This is a genomic window from Acinetobacter sp. ANC_7504, from assembly GCF_056779995.1.
Genome location: NZ_JBWYIZ010000001.1, coordinates 576,797 through 597,487, shown reverse-complemented (window position 1 = coordinate 597,487; position 20,691 = coordinate 576,797). Strand labels below are relative to the sequence as shown.

General features: G+C 38.3%; 20 protein-coding genes and 1 riboswitch. Of the genes, 9 read left to right on the top strand and 11 right to left on the bottom strand.

What is annotated here, in order from left to right; all coding sequences use genetic code 11:
• The first annotated feature begins 71 nt into the window (after positions 1-71).
• On the top strand, positions 72-659 hold the full coding sequence (locus tag AC1M9F_RS02870; RefSeq protein ID WP_481597011.1) for a lecithin retinol acyltransferase family protein: 588 nt from the start codon (positions 72-74) through the stop codon (positions 657-659).
• Positions 660-877: 218 nt separating this feature from the next.
• Here the strand turns inward: AC1M9F_RS02870 and AC1M9F_RS02865 are convergent, their stop codons facing one another.
• Entirely contained in the window at positions 878-2,599 is a 1,722-nt protein-coding gene (locus tag AC1M9F_RS02865) for a glutamine--tRNA ligase/YqeY domain fusion protein (protein ID WP_035263709.1), read from the bottom strand.
• Positions 2,600-2,764: 165 nt separating this feature from the next.
• Between AC1M9F_RS02865 and AC1M9F_RS02860 the strand changes: the two genes are divergently transcribed.
• The 4 genes from AC1M9F_RS02860 (at position 2,765) to nfsB (ending at position 5,445) form a co-directional block, all read left to right on the top strand.
• On the top strand, positions 2,765-3,274 hold the full coding sequence (locus AC1M9F_RS02860) for a peptidylprolyl isomerase (protein WP_481597010.1): 510 nt from the start codon (positions 2,765-2,767) through the stop codon (positions 3,272-3,274).
• 117 nt (positions 3,275-3,391) lie between these two features.
• Positions 3,392-4,123, top strand: coding sequence for a UDP-2,3-diacylglucosamine diphosphatase (locus AC1M9F_RS02855; RefSeq protein WP_481592692.1), 732 nt, complete (start codon positions 3,392-3,394; stop codon positions 4,121-4,123).
• Positions 4,124-4,258: 135 nt separating this feature from the next.
• Positions 4,259-4,678, top strand: a complete 420-nt coding sequence (locus AC1M9F_RS02850) for a hypothetical protein (RefSeq protein ID WP_481597009.1) — start codon at positions 4,259-4,261, stop codon at positions 4,676-4,678.
• 113 nt (positions 4,679-4,791) lie between these two features.
• On the top strand, positions 4,792-5,445 hold the full coding sequence (nfsB, locus tag AC1M9F_RS02845) for an oxygen-insensitive NAD(P)H nitroreductase (protein WP_179998114.1): 654 nt from the start codon (positions 4,792-4,794) through the stop codon (positions 5,443-5,445).
• A 42-nt stretch (positions 5,446-5,487) separates the two neighbouring features.
• Here the strand turns inward: nfsB and AC1M9F_RS02840 are convergent, their stop codons facing one another.
• The 7 genes from AC1M9F_RS02840 to AC1M9F_RS02810 all read right to left on the bottom strand — a co-directional run bounded on the left by AC1M9F_RS02840 (position 5,488) and on the right by AC1M9F_RS02810 (position 13,789).
• Positions 5,488-6,732: a D-amino acid dehydrogenase gene (locus AC1M9F_RS02840; protein ID WP_481597008.1), complete on the bottom strand. Its 1,245-nt coding sequence runs from the start codon at positions 6,730-6,732 to the stop codon at positions 5,488-5,490.
• Between the two features lie 139 nt (positions 6,733-6,871).
• Positions 6,872-6,960, bottom strand: a riboswitch (glycine riboswitch).
• Between the two features lie 396 nt (positions 6,961-7,356).
• Complete coding sequence (gene rodA, locus AC1M9F_RS02835) at positions 7,357-8,493, bottom strand: rod shape-determining protein RodA (protein WP_092766373.1); 1,137 nt, start codon at positions 8,491-8,493, stop codon at positions 7,357-7,359.
• Positions 8,494-8,575: 82 nt separating this feature from the next.
• Positions 8,576-9,301, bottom strand: a complete 726-nt coding sequence (ispD, locus tag AC1M9F_RS02830) for a 2-C-methyl-D-erythritol 4-phosphate cytidylyltransferase (RefSeq protein WP_481597007.1) — start codon at positions 9,299-9,301, stop codon at positions 8,576-8,578.
• On the bottom strand, positions 9,267-9,656 hold the full coding sequence (gene ftsB, locus AC1M9F_RS02825) for a cell division protein FtsB (protein ID WP_035263725.1): 390 nt from the start codon (positions 9,654-9,656) through the stop codon (positions 9,267-9,269). Before ftsB ends, ispD begins: the two co-directional genes overlap by 35 nt.
• A gap of 266 nt (positions 9,657-9,922) precedes the next feature.
• On the bottom strand, positions 9,923-11,212 hold the full coding sequence (gene eno / locus AC1M9F_RS02820; protein ID WP_092766375.1) for a phosphopyruvate hydratase: 1,290 nt from the start codon (positions 11,210-11,212) through the stop codon (positions 9,923-9,925).
• Between the two features lie 46 nt (positions 11,213-11,258).
• Positions 11,259-12,116, bottom strand: a complete 858-nt coding sequence (gene kdsA, locus AC1M9F_RS02815; RefSeq protein ID WP_035263729.1) for a 3-deoxy-8-phosphooctulonate synthase — start codon at positions 12,114-12,116, stop codon at positions 11,259-11,261.
• Positions 12,117-12,148: 32 nt separating this feature from the next.
• Positions 12,149-13,789: a CTP synthase gene (locus tag AC1M9F_RS02810; protein ID WP_179998118.1), complete on the bottom strand. Its 1,641-nt coding sequence runs from the start codon at positions 13,787-13,789 to the stop codon at positions 12,149-12,151.
• Between the two features lie 227 nt (positions 13,790-14,016).
• Here AC1M9F_RS02810 and AC1M9F_RS02805 point away from each other — a divergent pair, with 227 nt between their 5' ends.
• Positions 14,017-14,415 (top strand): hypothetical protein, encoded by a 399-nt coding sequence (locus tag AC1M9F_RS02805; protein WP_035263733.1) that lies wholly within the window; start codon positions 14,017-14,019, stop codon positions 14,413-14,415.
• 95 nt (positions 14,416-14,510) lie between these two features.
• Here the strand turns inward: AC1M9F_RS02805 and AC1M9F_RS02800 are convergent, their stop codons facing one another.
• From AC1M9F_RS02800 to AC1M9F_RS02790, 3 genes are all read right to left on the bottom strand, one after another.
• Complete coding sequence (locus AC1M9F_RS02800; protein WP_481597006.1) at positions 14,511-15,611, bottom strand: YheT family hydrolase; 1,101 nt, start codon at positions 15,609-15,611, stop codon at positions 14,511-14,513.
• A 51-nt stretch (positions 15,612-15,662) separates the two neighbouring features.
• The gene (locus AC1M9F_RS02795) at positions 15,663-16,070 is read right to left on the bottom strand and encodes a nuclear transport factor 2 family protein (protein WP_035263736.1); all 408 of its coding nucleotides are present in this window, start codon (positions 16,068-16,070) and stop codon (positions 15,663-15,665) included.
• A 146-nt stretch (positions 16,071-16,216) separates the two neighbouring features.
• Positions 16,217-18,241: a 2,4-dienoyl-CoA reductase FMN-binding domain-containing protein gene (locus AC1M9F_RS02790; RefSeq protein ID WP_481597005.1), complete on the bottom strand. Its 2,025-nt coding sequence runs from the start codon at positions 18,239-18,241 to the stop codon at positions 16,217-16,219.
• A 138-nt stretch (positions 18,242-18,379) separates the two neighbouring features.
• Here AC1M9F_RS02790 and AC1M9F_RS02785 point away from each other — a divergent pair, with 138 nt between their 5' ends.
• The 3 genes from AC1M9F_RS02785 to AC1M9F_RS02775 all read left to right on the top strand — a co-directional run bounded on the left by AC1M9F_RS02785 (position 18,380) and on the right by AC1M9F_RS02775 (position 20,640).
• Entirely contained in the window at positions 18,380-18,922 is a 543-nt protein-coding gene (locus tag AC1M9F_RS02785; RefSeq protein WP_092766380.1) for a PadR family transcriptional regulator, read from the top strand.
• Positions 18,923-18,933: 11 nt separating this feature from the next.
• On the top strand, positions 18,934-19,842 hold the full coding sequence (locus AC1M9F_RS02780; RefSeq protein WP_481595358.1) for an alpha/beta fold hydrolase: 909 nt from the start codon (positions 18,934-18,936) through the stop codon (positions 19,840-19,842).
• A gap of 75 nt (positions 19,843-19,917) precedes the next feature.
• Entirely contained in the window at positions 19,918-20,640 is a 723-nt protein-coding gene (locus AC1M9F_RS02775; RefSeq protein WP_035263745.1) for an SIR2 family NAD-dependent protein deacylase, read from the top strand.
• Positions 20,641-20,691 lie beyond the last annotated feature (51 nt).

The window sequence follows — 20,691 nt, the reverse complement described above, 5'->3', positions numbered from 1 at the left end:
TCCAATTCGGTTATACTGTGGACTCTCTTTCAATAAATGTACATCTGTAAAGTTATTGGAATATTTTATAAATGCGGTATAAACACGTCAAAACATTCCCTCTTGGTGCTCACTTAATTGTTAAGCATTTTGGTTATTCACATCATGGTATTTATGTGGGTAAGGGTCGTGTTATTCATTATTCAGGTTTTGCTCATCTCTTTAAAAAACATCCGATCGAAATTACATCTCTGCAAAAATTTGCACATGGCAAAAAAATTACGATTCGGCATTATAGCACCCCCAAATATTCAGGTCGTGCTGTCGTAAGACGAATGCGCTCTCGAATGCATGAAAATAACTATCATCTCATTATTAATAATTGTGAACACTTATGTTCTTGGGCGATCACGGGCATCGAAAGTAGTCCACAAGTCATCAAAATGATGAATAGACTCACCACTATTGGTTATATCAGCTCACTCATGAGCTACTTAAATAGTCTTCTTTTAACTTTAGCAACCACCTGTTTTGCTTTGGTATTTTATATTAAGAAAAAGTTAAATGATCAGCGCAAACTGAAAGGCCCTGTGTATATCGCTTTACAGCAACATCAGAAACTAAATCAAAAAAAAGCCCCGCTTAAGCAGGGTTTCGAGGAAAACAAAGTTTCAAATTAACCTTTCGGTTGAATTAAATATGCGCTTGAAAATCCAAATAGTCAAATATATATTTGAAATATAATGTTATTTTAGTTTTTATTTATAACTTATTAAATTATTCTTAAATACTCACCTTTATCTAATCATGTGAATTTAATCACAAAAATCATTTATTAACCTAAATTTGAATAAAAAAAAGCCTGAATCAATCAGGCTTTTTTTGATATTACCAAACTTTATTTTGCAGGCTTAAAACTATCTTTTAAATCCAAAATACGGTTAAAGACAGGTTTTTCAACAGTATGATCAAATTGATCAGCGACAAAATAACCTTCACGTTCGAATTGGAATCGATCTTCAGGCTTCGCTTGAGCTAAAGCAGGCTCAATTACCGCTTGAACAATTTTTAGAGAATCTGGATTTAAATTCGCTAAGAAATCATCGTCCGCATCAGGTGCGGCTTCAGTAAATAGACGATCATAAATACGAACTTCAGCAGGAATCCCTTTATTTGCAGATACCCAATGAATAACACCTTTGACTTTACGACCTTCTGGATTCTTACCTAAAGTATGCGGATCGATAGAGCATTTAAGTTCAACAACTTCGCCATTTTCATCCTTAATCACTTCATCACATTTAATCACATAAGCATGACGTAAACGGACTTCACCACCAGGAATTAAGCGTTTAAACCCTTTAGGCGGCTCTTCCTCAAAATCTTTACGATCAATATACAATTCAGAAGTCAGTGGAATTACACGATCACCCATATCAACATTTGGATGGCGTGCGTGTGTTAAATCCATATCCTCTGGAAGGTTGGTCAATGTCACTTTAAGAGGATTCAATACCGCCATACCACGTGCAGCAGTATTTTCTAATGATTGTCGAATGCAGAATTCAAGCATTGCAACATCGACAATACCATCAGTTTTAGATACGCCCACACGCTTACAGAAATCACGTAAGCCTTCTGGAGTAAAGCCACGACGACGCATTCCCACGACTGTAGGCATACGTGGATCATTCCAACCATTGACGTAACCACCTTCGACCAGCTTACGTAATTTACGTTTTGAGGTGATGGTGTAATCAACATTCAAACGGCTTGATTCGTACTGGCGTGGAACTGCTGGAGAATTTACCTTAGCGACAACCCAATCATAGAACGGGCGATGGTCTTGGAATTCAAGCGTACATAACGAGTGCGTAATGCCTTCAATCGCATCAGACAAAGGATGAGCATAGTCATACATTGGATAGATTTTCCACGTATCGCCTGTTTGATGATGCTCAGAATGTAAAACACGGTAAAGAATTGGATCACGCATATGTACGTTCGGTGATGCCATATCAATCTTGGCACGAAGTACTGCTTGGCCTTCTCCAAGCTCACCATTACGCATTTGTTCAAAACGTGCTAAGTTTTCTTCAACCGTTGCATCACGTTGCGGAGAATTTTTACCTGGTTCTACAAAATTTCCACGATTCAGCTTAATTTCTTCAGGAGATTGCAAATCGACATATGCATCACCTTGTTTAATTAATTGAATCGCCCATTGATACAATTGATCAAAGTAACTTGATGCGTAGCGTGGTTCACCATTCCAGTCGAAACCGAGCCATTTAACATCGTTCGCAATACCATCTACATATTCTTGTTCTTCTGCATCTGGATTTGTATCGTCAAAACGAAGATTACATAAACCAGAAAATTCTTCTGCAATACCAAAATTCAGGCAAATCGCTTTAACATGTCCAATGTGTAAATAACCATTAGGCTCTGGTGGAAAGCGCGTCACGACTTTATCTGTACGCCCTGCTGCAAGATCTTCTGTAATTACTTGACGTACAAAGTCTAAGCCCGGTTGTTGTTCTTGCTGCGCAGCATCGACTGATGGATTGTTAGTCGTCGGGGTATTTGGCAGGGATGAAACAACATCATTCGGCTTCATAGTTGATAAATCACTTCTATAAGATAAAATAGGATAATTAAAACGCTATCTTCATATTATTAACAAAGAAAATAACGTTTTTGCTTGCCTTGTAGTTTACAGTTTGCTTATGCTTCTCTCAACCACAAACCCATGGCTTTTTGTCCATGATCAGGAGATTATAGAATGAGTTTTCCTCAAGTCGAATTAAACACCAATAAAGGACGTATTGTTCTAGAGCTTAACTCTGAAAAAGCACCTAAAACTGTTGCTAACTTTTTAGAGTACGTTCGTGATGGTTTTTATGATGGCGTAATTTTCCACCGTGTAATTGACGGTTTCATGATCCAAGGCGGTGGCATGGATGAAAACTTCAAAGAAAAAGCAACTCGCGATTCTATTGAAAATGAAGCTGACAACGGTTTAAGCAATGACGAAGGTACGATTGCTATGGCACGTACTCAAGCTCCTCACTCAGCATCTGCACAATTCTTCATTAACGTGAAAAACAATGCTTTCCTTAACCATACGGGTAAAACAGCTCAAGGTTGGGGTTATGCAGTATTTGGTAAAGTTGTAGAAGGTATGGACGTTGTTAATGAAATCAAAAGTGTTCGCACTGGCAACCGTGGCTACCACGCTGACGTTCCACTAGAAAACGTTGTGATCGAATCTGCTAAAATTATCTCTGAATAAAAAACCTACCCCTTAACTTATTAAGTTTTCAAGCACTGCTTTAAAACGAATATCATGTTCAAGGGATCGTTTCCCCATCTAAAGTTGATGGGGATGTAGGCAAATAAGGAATATTAAGTGACCTATCTGTTTATTTCAGATTTACACCTGTCACCTGAACACCCTCGACTCGTTCGAGGGTTTTTAGATTTATTAGATCATTATCAAGACCAGCAAACCCAACTCTATATTTTAGGTGATTGGTTTAATGCATGGATTGGTGATGACTATACAGCTCCTTGGCTCGATGAAATCGTTGAACGCTTAAAAAGATTTACTGCACAGGGAAATCAAGTTCTATTTTCTGTCGGCAATCGTGATTTTGCGCTGAATCAATTTTTTTTAAATAAATTTGATGGCATCTTATTGTCCGAAGTCTCTAACTTAAAAATAAATGACGTCCAAATTCGTATAGAACATGGTGATTCGCTATGTACAGACGATGTCGCCTATCAACGTTTTAAAAAAATAATCAGAAATCCACTCCTCATTTGGATACTGCGGAAAACCCCACTTTCTTTTCGTACTCAACTTGCAAATGGATTTAGAAAAAAAAGCCACGAATCAAAAGAATTTAAATCTTATGATGTCATGGATGTAAATCAAGATGCTGTCCACGATGCATTGAAAGAAGTTGATTTACTAATTCATGGTCATACGCATCGCCCTCAAATCCATATCTCTCAAGATAAAAGAAGAATTGTCTTAGGCGACTGGCGTTTGGATCAAGCTCAAATTTTGGAAATTAATCAATCGAAATTCTCTAAGCAGTCAATCAATGATCTGACACTGAAAACATGGTCTTATTAGTTCCTCTATTTTTATAATGATCTCATCAACCTTTAAATTGAAATTTCACTCAATGTTTGAATATTAATCAGTATGTTTTGCTTTAAGTTTTTCTGCATATGATAATAACGACTCAATTCAATTCGTGAGTTTGTCATGTCTAATTTCAGCAATATTACTGTTCAACACCATGAAGATGATAAAGTGTCATTATTAATCGATGGTAAAGCAATCTCAGAACGTTATGATGTACGCCTAGATGCCACAATTATTGATGAACTCAAAAATCTTGCTGATGGCGCCGCATTGACAATCTTTGAACAATTTATATTTTCCCATCAAGATCTCAACTTTGAGCACTCATATCAATATGTGACTAACATCGTAAACCATAATAACGATTACGAATTGATCACCAACCTTGTCTACAAAATTAAAGCCGCAGACCAAGCACCGATTGAACATAATATCAGCAAGAATGGTCAACCTATGACTGAAGAAGATGTGCGCGCATTTATCAACCAACAAATTGCAATGTCATTAGAAAAATATACTGATTTAAAATATGCCTATTGATTTAAAGACAAGTCAGATTTTTCATATCATTTAACATCAACTATAGAAAATATTTCAGTTCGGATTCATTTAAAATTTTTAGATGAATATATTGTGAATAATCGGAGGATAATATGGATCTGTTAAACATCTCCCAATCTCGCTACACCACCAAAGCATACGATTCTTCAAAAAAGATCCCTCAAGAAAAGTTTGAAAAATTATTGGAATCTTTAAGGCTCGCACCTTCATCTATCAATATTCAACCATGGCATTTCTTTGTTATCGAAACTGATGAAGCCAAACAGCGCATTGCTAAAGCACTGGTTGGTAAGTATGTTTATAATGCACCGAAAGTCCTTGAATCTTCACACACAATTCTGTTTTGTACGCATAAAGACATTACAGACTCTCATCTAGATCAATTATTAAATCAAGATGAAATCAGCGGTCGTTTTAAAGATGACCAAGCAAAACAAGCTCAAAAAGATACGCGCTTAGGCTATGTTGATTATTATCGCAACGAAAAAGGCGATATCCAGCGCTGGTCTGAAAATCAAACTTTTATTGCACTTGGGCAAACCTTATTTGCAGCAGGTTTAGAAGGTATTGATGCCACTCCAATTGGAGGATTCGATGAAAAAATTATCGCTGAAGAGTTAAATCTTGACGCAAAAGGCCTGATTCCATCAGTGTTATTGGCGCTTGGTTATCGAAGTGAAAAAGATTTTAATGCCAAATTACCTAAATCTCGTTTGAATGCAGATCAAGTTTTCACTCGACTATAAATGTATTTGCCACAATAGCTTTCATGCTATTGTGGCTTTTCATTAAGCCGCTATTTTCTGTGAAATTTCTAAACTGATCATTGCAGCAGTTGCAGCTGACAGCGTCCAACCCAGATGCCCATGACCGGTATTATAAAAGACTCTCGGATGCTTCCCTTGTCTTACCACTGGCATCATATTCGGCATCATCGGTCTTAATCCAGCCCAAGGGACACAATGTTCAGTTGAAATATCAAAATTATGATTCACCCAATGAACCAAAGGTTGTATGCGATCCATACGGATGTCTCGGTTATAGCCATTAAATTCTGCAGTACCAGCAATTCTTAAACGATCTCGACCTAATCTCGACGTCACAATTTTTGCACTTTCATCCAATAAACTTACCCATGGTGCATGTTGTTTGCTATGTTCATCATTCAACTGAACTGTAATCGAGTACCCTTTCACTGGATAAACATTGACACGATCTCCAGCCTGTTGTGCTAAATGATAGCTTCCAACTCCACCACAAATGACCATTGCATCAGCTTGAATAAATCCATCGGGTATATCTCTACTTTTAGGATCACAAGCGCGATATTTAGCTGAAACTTGTTCTGTTGAATGATCCAGATTTAAATCTTCAACTTCTACACCGTATAAAAATTTCCCACCTTTATTCGCCACCACTTGGGCTAAATGCGTGGTGTATTTGTGTATATCTCCTGTGGCATCGTCAGGACAATAAAAACCACCGTAATATTCTCCCTTCAAACTTGGTTCAATACTGTGAATTTCTCCATTTGTAACAGCGTGACGCTCTAATCCACCTTTGCATAACAAATCATTCACTCTTATTGCTACATCATAATCCTGCTGATTATGATAAAAGTGCAAAATTCCACGCTTTTCCAAATCGAATTGAATATTTTCTTTCTGTGCAATTTCGAATAGCCGTTTTCTTGCCAATAATGCCAGCCTTACCGTTTCTTGTGTGTTGGCTTCGTAATGCTTGATATTACCCATAAATTCAATCAGCCAAGCGTATTTATGCAAATCAAAAGATGGGTTGAGTAATAATGGTGCATCTTTTTGGGTCATCCACTTGATACCCTTCAGTACCGTTGCTTTCTGATTCCACACCTCTGCATTACATGCAGAGAGTTGACCTCCATTCGCAAATGAAGTCTCCATTGCTGGGTATAAGTTTTTATCCAAAATCGTGACTTGATAACCAAGTTCTAACAATTCGTAGGCAGTGGTTATTCCTGTAATGCCAGCACCAATCACCATAATATGTGACATAAAAGCTCCTTGAAAATTTTATATTTTCAATGCCCCATCTGTCACGGTACCTGAGAGCTTCGGAAATCTTCATAACATATGATTATTTCCATCCCCTTCGGTGAGTCTAAACATCATTAGACTTCTCTCCAGATGATTGAGAATAATTACAGTCCTTTTGCCTGAGAGATTCCGGGGTCGTTGCTCCTTCGGCGGATCTACAGAAGACCTCTCTCCTGCAATATTCGTTTAATTCTTATTCAGCAATTAATATGCCATAGTTAATTTTTTTATACATCTACGAAAATCAATTTTAAAAAATATTTTTATACAAATGGATAACCAAGTTTAAGACAACAGCTAAGACAGGAATTTTTAGCTTGGGAAACGTTACAAAGATCATTGTTTAGCTCAAATTTTCTCTACCATCGATAAAAATTTAGTTATTACAAAAAAATGAGGAAATAAGTTAATTTTTTTAGAGTTACTCTCTCAAATAGCATAGATCAACTTCCATCTACACTTTCATCTTCTTCAGCATAAAAGTGTAATGACTGATTAGAGCAATCATTGAAACTCAAAGTTTCAATAGATGTGAGAGTAAGCAGAATGTGAGTTGAAAATTTGCTGTCAACCCCAGATGTTTTAGCGATGAGTATGTATAGACATTACAATGCCCATACCTGCAAGCGTTGCAATGACTGCCGTACCACCATAACTCATGAGTGGCAATGGATCACCCGTTACTGGAAGTATTCCACTCACCATTCCACTGTTCAAAAACACAAAGAAAAAGAAAGTTAAACCTGCCGCACCCGCATAAAGACGTCCAAAATTATGGAAGCTGTTCATGGAAATAATCAAACAACGAATAATGATCGCAGCAAAAATAACAAATAATACGAACACACCAAAAAAGCCAAATTCCTCTGCATAAGCAGACATAATAAAGTCTGTATGATGTTCGGGGAGATAACCTAAATGAGACTGTGTTCCTTCATTAAAACCTTTACCAAATAGTCCACCAGAACCAATCGCAATTTTAGACTGAATGATATTCCACCCTGCACCTAGCGGATCTGATTCAGGATCAAATAAAGTTAAAATTCGCTTTTTTTGGTATTCCTGTAGAAAGAAATTCCATAATAATGGTGCAACCACTGCAAACCCAGCGACCACAGCCCCAATCAAACGCCAAGAAATACCACTTAAAAAAATGACAAAAATTCCGGGAATAATTAATCCAATGTTTAAGTCAGGCTGTAATGCGACTAAAACAAAAGGAATCATCATCAGAAATAATGCAAAGAGAATATGCATAAATTTGGGTGGTAAAGTCCGCAGACTGAAAAACCAAGCCATCATGAGTGGCATCGTAAATTTCATAAATTCACTGGGCTGCACACTCCCTAATCCAGGAATAGAAATCCAGCGTTTTGCGCCTAAGCGGACATCACCAATTAGCAATACCAAAAGCAGAAGCACAATCGAAAATGCATACAGATAAGGACTGACAATTTGATAAACTTTTGGAGGAATTTGTGCACAAATAAACAGCAAAATAAAGCCGATACCAAAACTGGTCGCCTGACGAATCACCATGCTTGAATCATGATTGGTTGCACTATAAACAACCATGAGTCCAAAAGCTGCGTTTAATATCAAAAAACCAAGTAACCATGGATCTAAATGTAATTTAGTCCAACGTGACGAATCATGTTTGATTGTTCGTCCATCTCTCAAGGCATGACGCAAAAAACGGTACTGTTGTGAAGGTATCATTGGCTGAATTGCATATTCTAAGTGGCGTTATTATAAGACAATGTTTTGGCTATTTAAGCAAAGTCCCAAACATAAAACTAAATTATTTCGAGTCAGACTGTGACTGAAGAATCAGACGAGCAAGTTCTAAATCTTCAGGATAAGTAATTTTAATATTATCAGATCGTCCAATCACCACATCTACTGGATGATGAGCATATTCAAGCGCACTCGCTTCATCCGTGATTGTGATCCTGTGAGTTAAAGCGTGTTCAATGGAAGTTTTTAACAATTTAATGGTCGACAATTGTGGAGTTTGTGCTTGCCACAATGCACTTCGATCTACAGTTTTTTCAATAGCACTCGACGGATCTACTCTTTTTAAAGTATCTCGCACAGGCGTTGCTAAAATTGCGCTATGCTTAGATTCAATAACATGGCAAATTAAAGACTCTAAATTGCTCAAGCTGACACAAGGTCGAGCAGCATCATGCACAAACACCAGATCATTTTCATCTGCAATATTGGTTAAATACTTTAAACCGTTAAGTACAGAATCAACCCTCTCCTGACCACCTAAGCAGAAATGAAGGATTTCCGATTTAGCAAATTGAAGTGTCTGAGCAAATTGGTCATGCTCTGAGATGGCCAATACATAGCCAGCAATAGGCAATTGAGCAATACGTTCTACAGTATGCTCAAGTACAGTTTTATTCTGGATAATTTGATATTGCTTTAACGCTGATTTGGAAAATCGACTACCAGAACCTGCTGCCGGAATAATAGCCCATAATTTACGGTTGTTCAGATTCAGGTTGTCTAGACTCATTGGTTCTTAAATCTACGTTAGCATTTGGGTCGATGTAAATCGGCTTATAATTCGTACTGATTGTACTCATTTGAATAAACGTTTCATGAGGCTTAATTAAGCCAAGATCTAAACGTGCATGTTCTTCAATCGCCTCTACACCATTTTTTAGATCATACACTTCAGCAGCCAGAATACGATTACGCTCTTTTAACTCTTCATTTGTTTCAGCTTGTTGATTCATTTGCTGAAGTAGCGCCTGATGAGGGAAATATCCTCCTTCACCGAGCCAAAAGCGATATTGAAAGATGGCAATTAAAATTATTGCCACCAGCAAAATCACTTTACTTGAAGTAGTTTTAAAGACGTCTAACATTATATTTGAGGCTTAGTTAACATCATGAAATTAGAGCACTAATATACCCTAAAACAAAGAAAGGTAGTATGTGTAACTGTGTTAAATATGCAAATGTTAAACAAATTCACATTGATTGATTTCTTTTAAAAATATGTACTGTTAAATATCAAAAGTTATTGAATATTCTAGAGTCATTATATTTACACTTTTTATTTCATAGCTTAATAACAAAAAAAACCACTCTTTACAGAGTGGTTTTTTGAAATTCAAAATAATCTAAACGATTAATTTAAACCTTTAAACTCAGCTTTACCGCGGTAAATAGCATTCGTTAATTCTTCAATACGAAGTAATTGGTTGTATTTCGCTACACGGTCAGAACGGCAAAGTGAACCAGTTTTGATTTGACCAGCACCAGTACCTACTGCAAGATCCGCAATTGTAGAATCTTCAGTTTCGCCAGAACGGTGAGAAATCACTGTAGAGTAACCATTTGCTTTAGCAAGATAGATCGCATCTAAAGTTTCAGTCAACGTACCGATTTGGTTATACTTAATCAGGATAGAGTTACCAACTTTTTCGTTGATACCACGTTGAAGGATTTTAGGATTTGTAACAAACAAATCATCACCAACCAATTGAATCTTGTCGCCAAGAATCGAAGTTAGGTAAGACCAACCTTCCCAATCAGATTCATCTAAACCATCTTCAATAGAGATAATTGGATATTGGTTTACAAGACCTGCAAGGTAGTCAGAGAATTGGTTGTTTGTGAATGCTTTATTGCCTTCACCAGCAAGGATGTACTGACCATCTTTGTAGAATTCTGAAGATGCACAGTCAAGCGCAAGCATAATGTCAGAACCCGCTTTGTAGCCAGTTTTTTCAATTGCTTCAAGAATAACTGTAATTGCTTCTTCGTTTGAACGTAAGTTCGGCGCGAAACCACCTTCATCACCAACAGCAGTATTTAAACCTTGTTTCTTTAAAACTGATTTTAAAGAATGGAAGATTTCTGCGCCTGCGCGAAGTGCTTCAGAGAATGAAGTGAAGCCAACTGGCTCAATCATGAACTCTTGGATATCAACGTTATTGTCCGCATGTGAACCACCGTTTAAGATGTTCATCATTGGAACAGGCATTGTTAAAATGCTGTTGTTACGAAGGTCTGCGATGTATTGGAAAAGAGGAGTTTTCTTTTCGTCAGCAGCAGCACGCGCAGCAGCCAAAGACACTGCCAAAGTTGCGTTCGCACCTAATTTTTCTTTGTTTTCAGTTCCGTCTAAAGCGATCATCGTATTATCGATGTCTTTTTGTTCGAATACTGATTTACCCACTAACGCGTCACGGATTAACGTGTTTACGTTGTTCACAGCTGTTTTAACACCTTTACCTAAGTAACGTGCTTTATCGCCATCACGAAGTTCTAAAGCTTCACGAGAACCAGTTGAAGCACCAGATGGTGCACATGCACGGCCAACTACGCCAGATGCTAAGATAACGTCTGCTTCGATGGTTGGGTTACCACGAGAGTCCAAAATTTCACGTGCACGAATGTCAACGATTTGGCTCATGAACAATTCCTCAGTTGATTAATAAAACGATGCGTCTAACGCTGCATCAGTGTGTATCTAATTTTTTGAAACCTTTAACCAAGGTATCCAATTCTTTAAGCTGAGCTAAGAATGGCTCAAGTTGAGACATTCGAAGAGCGCAAGGTCCATCACATTTTGCTTTTTCTGGATCAGGATGTCCTTCCAGAAAAAGACCTGCTAGACCTGTAGCCATACCCGCACGCGCTAATGTCGTAATTTGTGCGCGACGACCACCTGCTGAATCTGCACGACCACCTGGGGTTTGAAGTGCATGTGTCACATCAAAGAAGACTGGCACATTCATTTCTTTCATGATGTCGAAACCAAGCATATCGACAACTAAGTTGTTGTAACCAAATGCTGAGCCACGCTCACATAAAATCAGCTTGTCATTCCCGGCTTCCAAACATTTATGCAAGATATGACGCATTTCATGCGGTGCTAAGAATTGCGCTTTTTTGATATTGATAATGGCTTGAGTTTTTGCCATCGCCTCAACAAGATCTGTTTGACGGCTAAGGAAAGCAGGTAATTGAATGATGTCAGCCACTTCAGCCACAGGTGCTGCTTGATATGGTTCATGAACATCTGTAATGATCGGAACATTAAAATGTTTTTTAATGTCAGCTAACCACTCAATTCCTTTTTCAAGACCAGGTCCGCGGAAAGAATTTAAGCTCGAACGATTTGCTTTATCAAAGCTTGCTTTGAAAACATATGGAATATCCAAACGTTTGCAAATATCAACATAAGTTTCTGCAATTTCAAAAGCTAAATCTTTTGATTCAAGTACATTCATTCCGCCGAATAATACAAATGGCAAATGATTTGCCATTTGTATATCGCCTAAACGTACAATTTCTTGTGCTTTTAATTGTGACATTTAAACTTCCTAGTTATGTCCTAAGACATTCATTATTTCGATTTTTGATACTGTTTTTTAGCAGCATCAATAAAACCAGCAAATAATGGATGACCATCACGTGGAGAACTTGTAAATTCCGGGTGGAATTGTACAGCAATAAACCAAGGATGTTGAGGAATTTCAACAGTTTCAACTAAACGTTGGATTGGCGAATAACCAGAAATTTTCATGCCTTTTTCTTCTAAAGCAGGAATATAACGATTATTCATTTCGTAACGATGGCGATGACGTTCAATAATTTCTACTGAACCATACACTTCTGCAGTTTTAGTGCCTTCAACCAATTCTGATTTTTGAGCGCCAAGACGCATTGTTCCACCAAGGTCAGAATCTACAGAACGTTGCTGTACTTCACCACGTTCGTCTAACCATTCCGTAATTAAACCAATTAAAGGCGATTTAGTTGAACGGTTAAATTCTGTTGAGGTTGCATCTGCAATACCAGCAACATTACGTGCGTATTCAATGACCGCAAGTTGCATACCTAAGCAAATACCAAGGAATGGAATTCCATTCTCACGTGCGAATTTAATCGCTTGCATCTTACCTTCAGTACCGCGCTCGCCAAAACCACCAGGAACTAAGATTGCGTCAGCATCTTTCAACACTTCTGCTACATCTTGGCTTTCAAGTTCTTCGGCATTGACATAATCAATTTGAACTTTAACGCGGTTTTGGATACCCGCATGTAAAAGTGCTTCGTTCACAGATTTATAAGCATCTGGAAGTTCAACATATTTACCCACCATCGCAACACGAACAGTGTACTCAGGGTTTAATAATGCTTCTACGACATTATCCCAATCTGAAAGATCGGCTTCTGGTAAATCGTTATAACCAAAACGCTCGCAAATTAAATCATCAACGTCTTGTTCATAGAACGTACGTGGAATTTCGTAAATTGTGCGTGCATCTTTACACACCACAACTGCACGAGCTTCTACGTTCGTGAACAACGCAATTTTACGCTTTGTATCAGCATCAACATCGTGTTCAGTACGACAGATCAAAATATCTGGTTGAATACCGATTGAGAGTAATTCTTTCACCGAGTGCTGAGTTGGTTTTGTTTTCAACTCTGCAGCTGACTTGATATATGGCAACAACGTTAAATGCATCAGCATTGTGCGTTTGTGACCAAGTTCAACCATTAACTGACGAACAGATTCCATGAATGGGAGAGATTCAATGTCACCTACTGTACCGCCAATCTCAACAATAGCAACGTCATAGCCTTCGCCAGCGCGAAGAACACGTTCTTTAATATTGTCTGTAATGTGTGGAATAACTTGAACTGTTCCACCAAGGTAATCACCGCGACGCTCTTTATTTAAAACGTCTTGGTACACGCGACCAGATGTAAAGTTATTAAGCTTGGTCATTTTCGCACGACGCAAGAAACGTTCGTAATAACCCAAGTCTAAGTCAGTTTCCGCACCATCCTCTGTGACAAAAACTTCACCATGTTGGAACGGGCTCATCGTCCCTGGATCGACATTAATGTATGGATCCATTTTCACCATGGTTACTTTTAATCCACGGGCTTCTAAAAGTGCAGCAACTGAAGCAGCTGAAATACCTTTACCTAGTGATGAAACAACACCACCAGTAACGAAAATAAAATGGGTCATTGGGTTTCTCGTACAATCGAGCCTAAATCGGCCTGCAATGTTGCGCAATTTTACTTTACTCTGTACCTATAAAGCAAAGTCAATCCGCATCAATTCAAAGAACAATAAACAATTGGTTATTCTATCATCATTTCCAATAAAGATTCACGCACACTTTCAGTGATTTTCATCTGTTAATTTGCTGTTATACTACGTTAGTCGATCTAGCTAGTTTGTTTTGAGCAACTATGAATAAAAAACTTTTAATCGGTGGTGCAATCTTATCTGCACTCCTCGTTACTGCATGTGTAAAAAAAGAAGCGCCTAAGGAAGAAGAACAGGAACAAACTGTTGAAACAACTGAACAGGCAGAACAAATTGAGAACATAGAGATTTCTGAACCTGAAATCGAACCTGAGCCACCAACTCAAGTTGAAATTGAGCATCAGGAGACAAACAATACGTCAGCGACTATTCGTCGTGAATACCGTGATGCTCCTGCACAAACGAATCCTGCGCCAGCACCAACTGTTGAAAATGTAGAACGCCCTACACCTTCTCCAAGTGCATCAACGGGTGGTTCTCAATCTGAAGATGATGCTGTTGCCGCTGCTATTGCTGCTGCTACCCCTGCTTTAGAAAACTAATTTTCAAATTAAAAAACCGAGTGACATGACTCGGTTTTTTTATGTCAACATGAATGAAAGTCAAATTGTTATTCATTTATAAACAACAAAAATTGTCAAGCTTTCTCTAATTCTAAAAAAAATTCTGCAATTAATTTGTGTGCCCAAGATTCTGGATTTTTATTACCTTCATAGAAACAGCAATGGCTTCCTTTTTTTGTGGTCACTACAGCCATGTTCGGCATATGTTGAATCACTTCTTTATAAGGCTCTAAATTGCGGATATGGCATACTGGATCGTCTTCCGAATTTAAAATCATCAACGGCACTCTAATCTTCTCAAAGACATAGATGGGATTTGTCGCTTTACAATATGCGTCATAATTTTCAAATCCAGCGAACTGATAATATGTTTTTTCAAAATCAAATAAATCTTTAGCAACACTCAGTTGCTTTAAACTTTCTAAATTTCGCCAATGTTGCTCATACGGTTTTAAAAAATGTGCATTTAACTTTTTTGCCATCAAACGGCTATAAAAAGGATGAACATTTGAAAAACCAGTTTCCGTATTGTATCCAGGACAAAGTGCGAAAGCCGCTTGAATTGGTGTGGAGCTTTCTTCCTCACCTAAATATCGAACCAATAATCCAGTTCCTGCTGAAGACCCAACTGCATACAATTTAGAATATGGTAAGCGCTGTTGAATACGTTCGATCTGCTCTCTTAGATCTTGCGTGTTTCCAAAGAGATTAATTTTAGGAACTGAAAGTGGTAGACCTGCATGCCCTCGTCTTAAACACAATGCGATACGCCAACCAGTTACTTGATGTAAGTCTCTGACCAATTCTCTCATACTGGCTGGGCTTCCAGTAATGGTATGTAGCACTAAAATAGTAGGTGTTTCCGCAGGCAGATGCATACCATACCAAGCAATACCCGTCGTTCCCCCATCAGACATTGTTAACTGTTCAATGAAGTCATATTCTAATTTTACGGTTTTCTTTCGAATTTTATCAAAATACACTAAGTGAGCATGCGTATTCGAGAGCCACGGCGTTGGTCTATATTTATAATGCAAACGTTTCAAGTTTGAAATCACATGCGCTAACTCACCTTGCGGATTAAAATAGATTGAAGGTATAGCTGCACCAGTAAAATAATCAAATTGGGTTTGAGTGAATTCCTGCACCCACTTGAAACGCTGATTAAGATTCATACAGACTCCGAATTTACTTATTCCAATTCATAAGCCAAAAACATGCCTAATTTATTTTGGTAGAAATTGAGCCATACGTTGGCCCATTTGCAACGCCAAAGCTTCTAAACCACTTTTAGGCCGAATCATCACCTCAAAGTCAATAATTTGACCTTGCTCATTAAACTGGATCATATCAATGCCTTTTAATGTTTTTTCACCCACATTTGCGGAAAATTCAAGCACAACACTGAGCCCATCTGCTGTATAGAACTCACGGTGATAACGAAAATTTTCAAAGATCTCAATCACATTGGTCAAAATAAAAGTAACAACTTGTTTGCCTGGATAAGGCTTAAATGCGACGGGTGATTTAAATACGACTTCTTCAGACAAAAGCTCATTCAATAGACTTAAATCACGCGTTTCAAGCATATGGTGCCAACGTTGAATAGATTTTTGTGTGGTTTCGAGTGTCATTTTTATGTCCTTTTTGTTGTATCAGTCCAATCTTTTAGAAGAAAAGGGAGAATACTGCGTCAAGGAGAGGTCTCATTCAATTAAGTACCCTCTCCAAATCCTCTTCTTGCACTTTCATCTAGAATACAGGAGAGAAATTTTCTGGCTTAAATCTTGGCAGCCAATTCAGCGCCTTGACGAATCGCACGTTTTGCATCTAGCTCACCCGCCTCTTTCGCCCCACCAATTAAATGAACTTTTTTACCTACCTGCTCGAGTTGATCAAACATAGCCGTATATGATTCTTGACCTGCACAAATCACCACATGATCCACGTCTAAGACGGTTGTTTGTTCGTTGATTGTGATATGTAAACCTTGGTCATCAATCTTGTTATACGTTGCACCTGGAACCATTTTTACATCGCGATTTTTTAATCCAGTACGATGAATCCAACCCGTCGTTTTACCCAAGCCTGCACCAACTGAAGTCGCTTTACGTTGTAATAAGTAGATTTCACGTGATGGCTGTTCAACTTGAGCAGGTTTTAAACCTCCTACATTAGAATATGATGTATCAATTCCCCATTCATCATAAAATTTTTGAGGATTCAAGCTTCCACTTTCCCCCTCATGGGTTAGATACTCAGCAGTATCAAAACCAATACCACCAGCACCAATAATCGCAACACGCTGTCCGACTGGTTTTTTCTCTCTTAAAACTTCGATATAAGACAACACTTTTGGATGATCAATTCCTTCAATATCTAAATGTCGAGGTGTCACACCTGTAGCGACGACAATTTCATCAAACTGATCTGTATTGAGCTCTTCAAAAGTTACTGTATGATTAAGTTTTAATTGAATTAAAGGTTGCAGCTCAATTTTTCGCTTAAAGTAACGCAATGTCTCATAAAACTCCTCCTTTCCTGGAATCGTTTTTGCAATATTAAATTGCCCCCCAATTTGATCGGCTGCTTCAAAGATGGTGACTTGATGACCACGGTCAGCTGCATAAGTAGCAAAACTCAATCCTGCAGGACCTGCACCAATGACAGCAATTTTTTTAGGCGTATGGGTTTCTTTAAAAATGAGTTCAGTTTCATGGCATGCACGTGGGTTAACCAAGCATGACGCAATTCTGAGTGAAAAAATATGATCCAAACACGCTTGGTTACAGCCAATACACGTGTTGATTTCGTCACTTCTACCCTGTTCAGCTTTTAGTACAAATTCTGCATCTGCAAGCATTGGGCGAGCCATAGAAATCATATCTGCATGACCTGAAGCTAACACGTGTTCAGCCATTTCAGGGGTATTGATACGATTTGAGGTAATCAATGGAATATTAACTTCACCTTTTAGCTTTTCTGTCACCCATGTAAATGCTGCTCGAGGTACTTTCGTTGCAATCGTGGGTATACGCGCTTCATGCCAACCAATCCCTGTGTTAATGATAGTCGCTCCGGCTTTCTCAATTTCTTTTGCAAGATGGATGACCTCCTCAAGCGTTGAACCGCCCTCAACCAAGTCGAGCATCGAAAGTCTATAAATGATAATAAAGTTTTCACCCACCTCTGCACGGGTACGTTTTACAATTTCAATCGGCAAACGAATGCGGTTTTCATAACTCCCACCCCATTCGTCATCACGGTGATTGGTACGTGCTGCGATAAATTCATTGATGAGGTAACCTTCAGACCCCATAATCTCAACACCATCATAACCTGCATATTGAGCCAGCTTTGCACAGTTAGCAAAATCATCAATGGTTTGATGAACTTCAGCCGAGCTTAAAGCATGAGGTTTAACTGGATTAATTGGTGCCTGAATTGCTGATGGTGCAACGTTTTCAGGCTGATATGAATATCGACCAGTATGCAAAATCTGCATTGCAATCTTACCGCCAGCATCATGTACTGCTTGTGTAATGATTTTATGTTTCTCAGCTTCAGCAATCGAGTCTAATTTTGACCCTCCCGCAAAAGTCACACCAGCATCGTTGGGTGAAATTCCCCCCGTCACGATAAGACCGACCTGTCCTTGAGCACGCTCAGCATAAAATGCGGCCATACGTTCATAGCCACCTTCAACCTCTTCTAAACCTACGTGCATTGAACCCATCAATACACGATTTTTTAAAGTGGTAAAACCTAAATCTAGTGGTGCAAGTAAGTTTGGATAATTTGACATTCTGACCTCATGGCTCGCGTTTGCTTGCTATTATTGTGTGTTTCATGCAACTTGTTGCATAAATATATATTCTAATTTTGCTTTTTATGCAACATGTTGCATAATTAAGTTGATTCAACATTTTACGATATATGATTTATGTCTTTAGCACATGTTTTGTTGACCAGTCTCATTGAAAAACCAAGTACAGGTATTGAACTTGCACGTCGCTTTGACCGTTCTATGGGATTCTTTTGGAATGCAACTCACCAACAAATCTATCGTGAACTCAATGCTATGCAAAAAAAAGGTTGGATTTCGACTATTGATGAAGGTGATCCCAACTCGAGAAAGAAAAAATATAAAGTTGATGCTCTAGGTCGAACTGAACTTGCCAATTGGATGGTACAGCATAGTGAGCCTGCCCAACTCAGAGAAGAATTGATGGTGCGTTTAAGAGCTGAAGCACAACTAGGTGGTAATAATGTGCTGACAGAATTGGAGTCTCATTTAGAAATTCATAAAAATAAGTTAAAAATATACCAAGCGATTTACGACAAAGATTTTGCCAATAAAAATAATGATGATCGTACACTCTATATTCATAAAATGATTCTTCAATTAGGCATTGAATTAGAGCAAGGTTGGATCAGTTGGTTAGAACGTGTAATTCCACAATTGAAAATAATGAATACAAAATAAAGGATATATCTATGCCATTTTATACCATGCAAGATGACGAAAAATTATATGTTCGTGAAATAGGTCAAGGTGAACCTGTTTTGGTGCTATCTGGTTTAGGAATGCAAAGTTGGCAATGGATTCCTTTTTTTGCATTTAATTTAAAGAAATATAAATTTATTATTCCTGACTGGCGTGGTTTTGGTGGGTCTAAGCATTGTAAAATTCCAGATGCTGATGCTATTTCAAGTCACTGGAACGATATTCAGGCATTGATCAGTCAACGCCCTAGACAACAATATAAAGTGATTGCTTATTCTATGGGGGCAACTACTGCCATGCATGGTATGCAATATGGTCAATTTGCTGATCAAATCCAAGCATACTTGCATATTGATCAAACCCCTAAAATACCTTCTGATGAAACTTGGAGTTTCGGGCTATTGGGCGATCGCTATCCAGAGTTCAAAAAGCTACTCATCGAACTTTCTTCTTTTTTACATCAACATGAAAATTATCAAAACCTGAGTGAATTACCTACTCACTTAAGCCGCGAATTAGTCGAGCTTTGGGTTAAATTTTTATCTTTACAAGATAATCATCAATTGAGCGCTAAAATTTTTAAAACAACACTCAATCAACCGAAAATTCAAAAGTTAATCCTCCCTATGCAACGTCTCGACTATATGCGTTGGTACATTGACAACTATCTAAACCATAAAGAAGATTACAGAGCCGCGATCTCAAAGTTAGAATGTCCAGCAACTTTTTTTATCGGCGCTAAATCCGCACTCTATCCAGCGCAAGGGCAAAAGCTCATTGCTGAATCGGTTAAAAATCATCGTATCGTACTGTTTGAGCGCTCAGGGCATACGCCTTTGATCAATGAACCCATTAAATTCGCACAAGAAATTTCTAAATTTCTGAATCAAACTATATAAGCTCTAATGAATATTTGAATATTAAGTTGATCCAGACGTCATACGTGGGCATAAAATCAATAGGATGGAGATTGGATGAATCAGTCTAAAACAAAGCTTGTGATTTTTTCGGGTGCTGGTATGAGTGCTGAAAGTGGTATCAATACATTTCGAGATAGCGATGGACTTTGGGAAAACCATCGCATAGAGGATGTCGCAACGCCCGAAGCTTGGCGTAACAATCCTGTTTTAGTACAGCGCTTTTACAATGAACGGCGAAAAAAAATTTTAGCATCTGAACCTAATGCAGCACATCTTGCGATTGCAGCACTTGAACAACATTATGATGTACATGTGATCACGCAGAATATTGATGACTTACATGAACGCGCTGGAAGCAAAAAAGTACTACATCTTCATGGAAATATAAGACTGGCCAAAACCTCAGGGCCAGATGCTCAATTCACAGACAAATTTTACACAATTGAAGGTACTGAACTGGATATTTCTCGTGACTTCTGTGACGCTGGATATCCGCTTCGTCCACATGTCGTATGGTTTGGTGAATCCGTTCCCGCTTTTGAAGAAGCAGAAGTGATTTGCCAGCAAGCTGAAATCTTTGTTGTGATTGGAACAAGCTTAGCTGTTTATCCTGTTGCAAGCTTAGTACACAGTATTTCACCAAGCTGTGATGCGTATTATATCGACCCTAAAGCCGATCTCGGCCGTGTGCCACAACACTATACATGTATCTCAAAATCAGCAACCGAAGGAATGCAAGATTTGGCTAAACTTCTTTCTTCAGTTCAGCCAAATTGAGGCATGGGCTTATTTGAGTTTATCAAAATAAGGTTTTAACCATCGATATAA

Bases quoted from the DNA above. Each gene is read 5' to 3' on its own strand.
- eno (WP_092766375.1), bottom strand. From the start codon at position 11,212: ATGAGCCAAATCGTTGACATTCGTGCACGTGAAATTTTGGACTCTCGT.
- AC1M9F_RS02870 (WP_481597011.1), top strand. From the start codon at position 72: ATGCGGTATAAACACGTCAAAACATTCCCTCTTGGTGCTCACTTAATT.
- kdsA (WP_035263729.1), bottom strand. From the start codon at position 12,116: ATGTCACAATTAAAAGCACAAGAAATTGTACGTTTAGGCGATATACAA.
- ftsB (WP_035263725.1), bottom strand. From the start codon at position 9,656: ATGTTAGACGTCTTTAAAACTACTTCAAGTAAAGTGATTTTGCTGGTG.
- AC1M9F_RS02840 (WP_481597008.1), bottom strand. From the start codon at position 6,732: ATGTCACATATTATGGTGATTGGTGCTGGCATTACAGGAATAACCACT.
- ispD (WP_481597007.1), bottom strand. From the start codon at position 9,301: ATGAGTCTAGACAACCTGAATCTGAACAACCGTAAATTATGGGCTATT.
- AC1M9F_RS02800 (WP_481597006.1), bottom strand. From the start codon at position 15,611: ATGAATCTTAATCAGCGTTTCAAGTGGGTGCAGGAATTCACTCAAACC.
- rodA (WP_092766373.1), bottom strand. From the start codon at position 8,493: ATGATACCTTCACAACAGTACCGTTTTTTGCGTCATGCCTTGAGAGAT.
- AC1M9F_RS02805 (WP_035263733.1), top strand. From the start codon at position 14,017: ATGAATAAAAAACTTTTAATCGGTGGTGCAATCTTATCTGCACTCCTC.
- AC1M9F_RS02775 (WP_035263745.1), top strand. From the start codon at position 19,918: ATGAATCAGTCTAAAACAAAGCTTGTGATTTTTTCGGGTGCTGGTATG.
- AC1M9F_RS02780 (WP_481595358.1), top strand. From the start codon at position 18,934: ATGCCATTTTATACCATGCAAGATGACGAAAAATTATATGTTCGTGAA.
- nfsB (WP_179998114.1), top strand. From the start codon at position 4,792: ATGGATCTGTTAAACATCTCCCAATCTCGCTACACCACCAAAGCATAC.
- AC1M9F_RS02790 (WP_481597005.1), bottom strand. From the start codon at position 18,241: ATGTCAAATTATCCAAACTTACTTGCACCACTAGATTTAGGTTTTACC.
- AC1M9F_RS02850 (WP_481597009.1), top strand. From the start codon at position 4,259: ATGTCTAATTTCAGCAATATTACTGTTCAACACCATGAAGATGATAAA.
- AC1M9F_RS02810 (WP_179998118.1), bottom strand. From the start codon at position 13,789: ATGACCCATTTTATTTTCGTTACTGGTGGTGTTGTTTCATCACTAGGT.
- AC1M9F_RS02865 (WP_035263709.1), bottom strand. From the start codon at position 2,599: ATGAAGCCGAATGATGTTGTTTCATCCCTGCCAAATACCCCGACGACT.
- AC1M9F_RS02785 (WP_092766380.1), top strand. From the start codon at position 18,380: ATGTCTTTAGCACATGTTTTGTTGACCAGTCTCATTGAAAAACCAAGT.
- AC1M9F_RS02795 (WP_035263736.1), bottom strand. From the start codon at position 16,070: ATGACACTCGAAACCACACAAAAATCTATTCAACGTTGGCACCATATG.
- AC1M9F_RS02860 (WP_481597010.1), top strand. From the start codon at position 2,765: ATGAGTTTTCCTCAAGTCGAATTAAACACCAATAAAGGACGTATTGTT.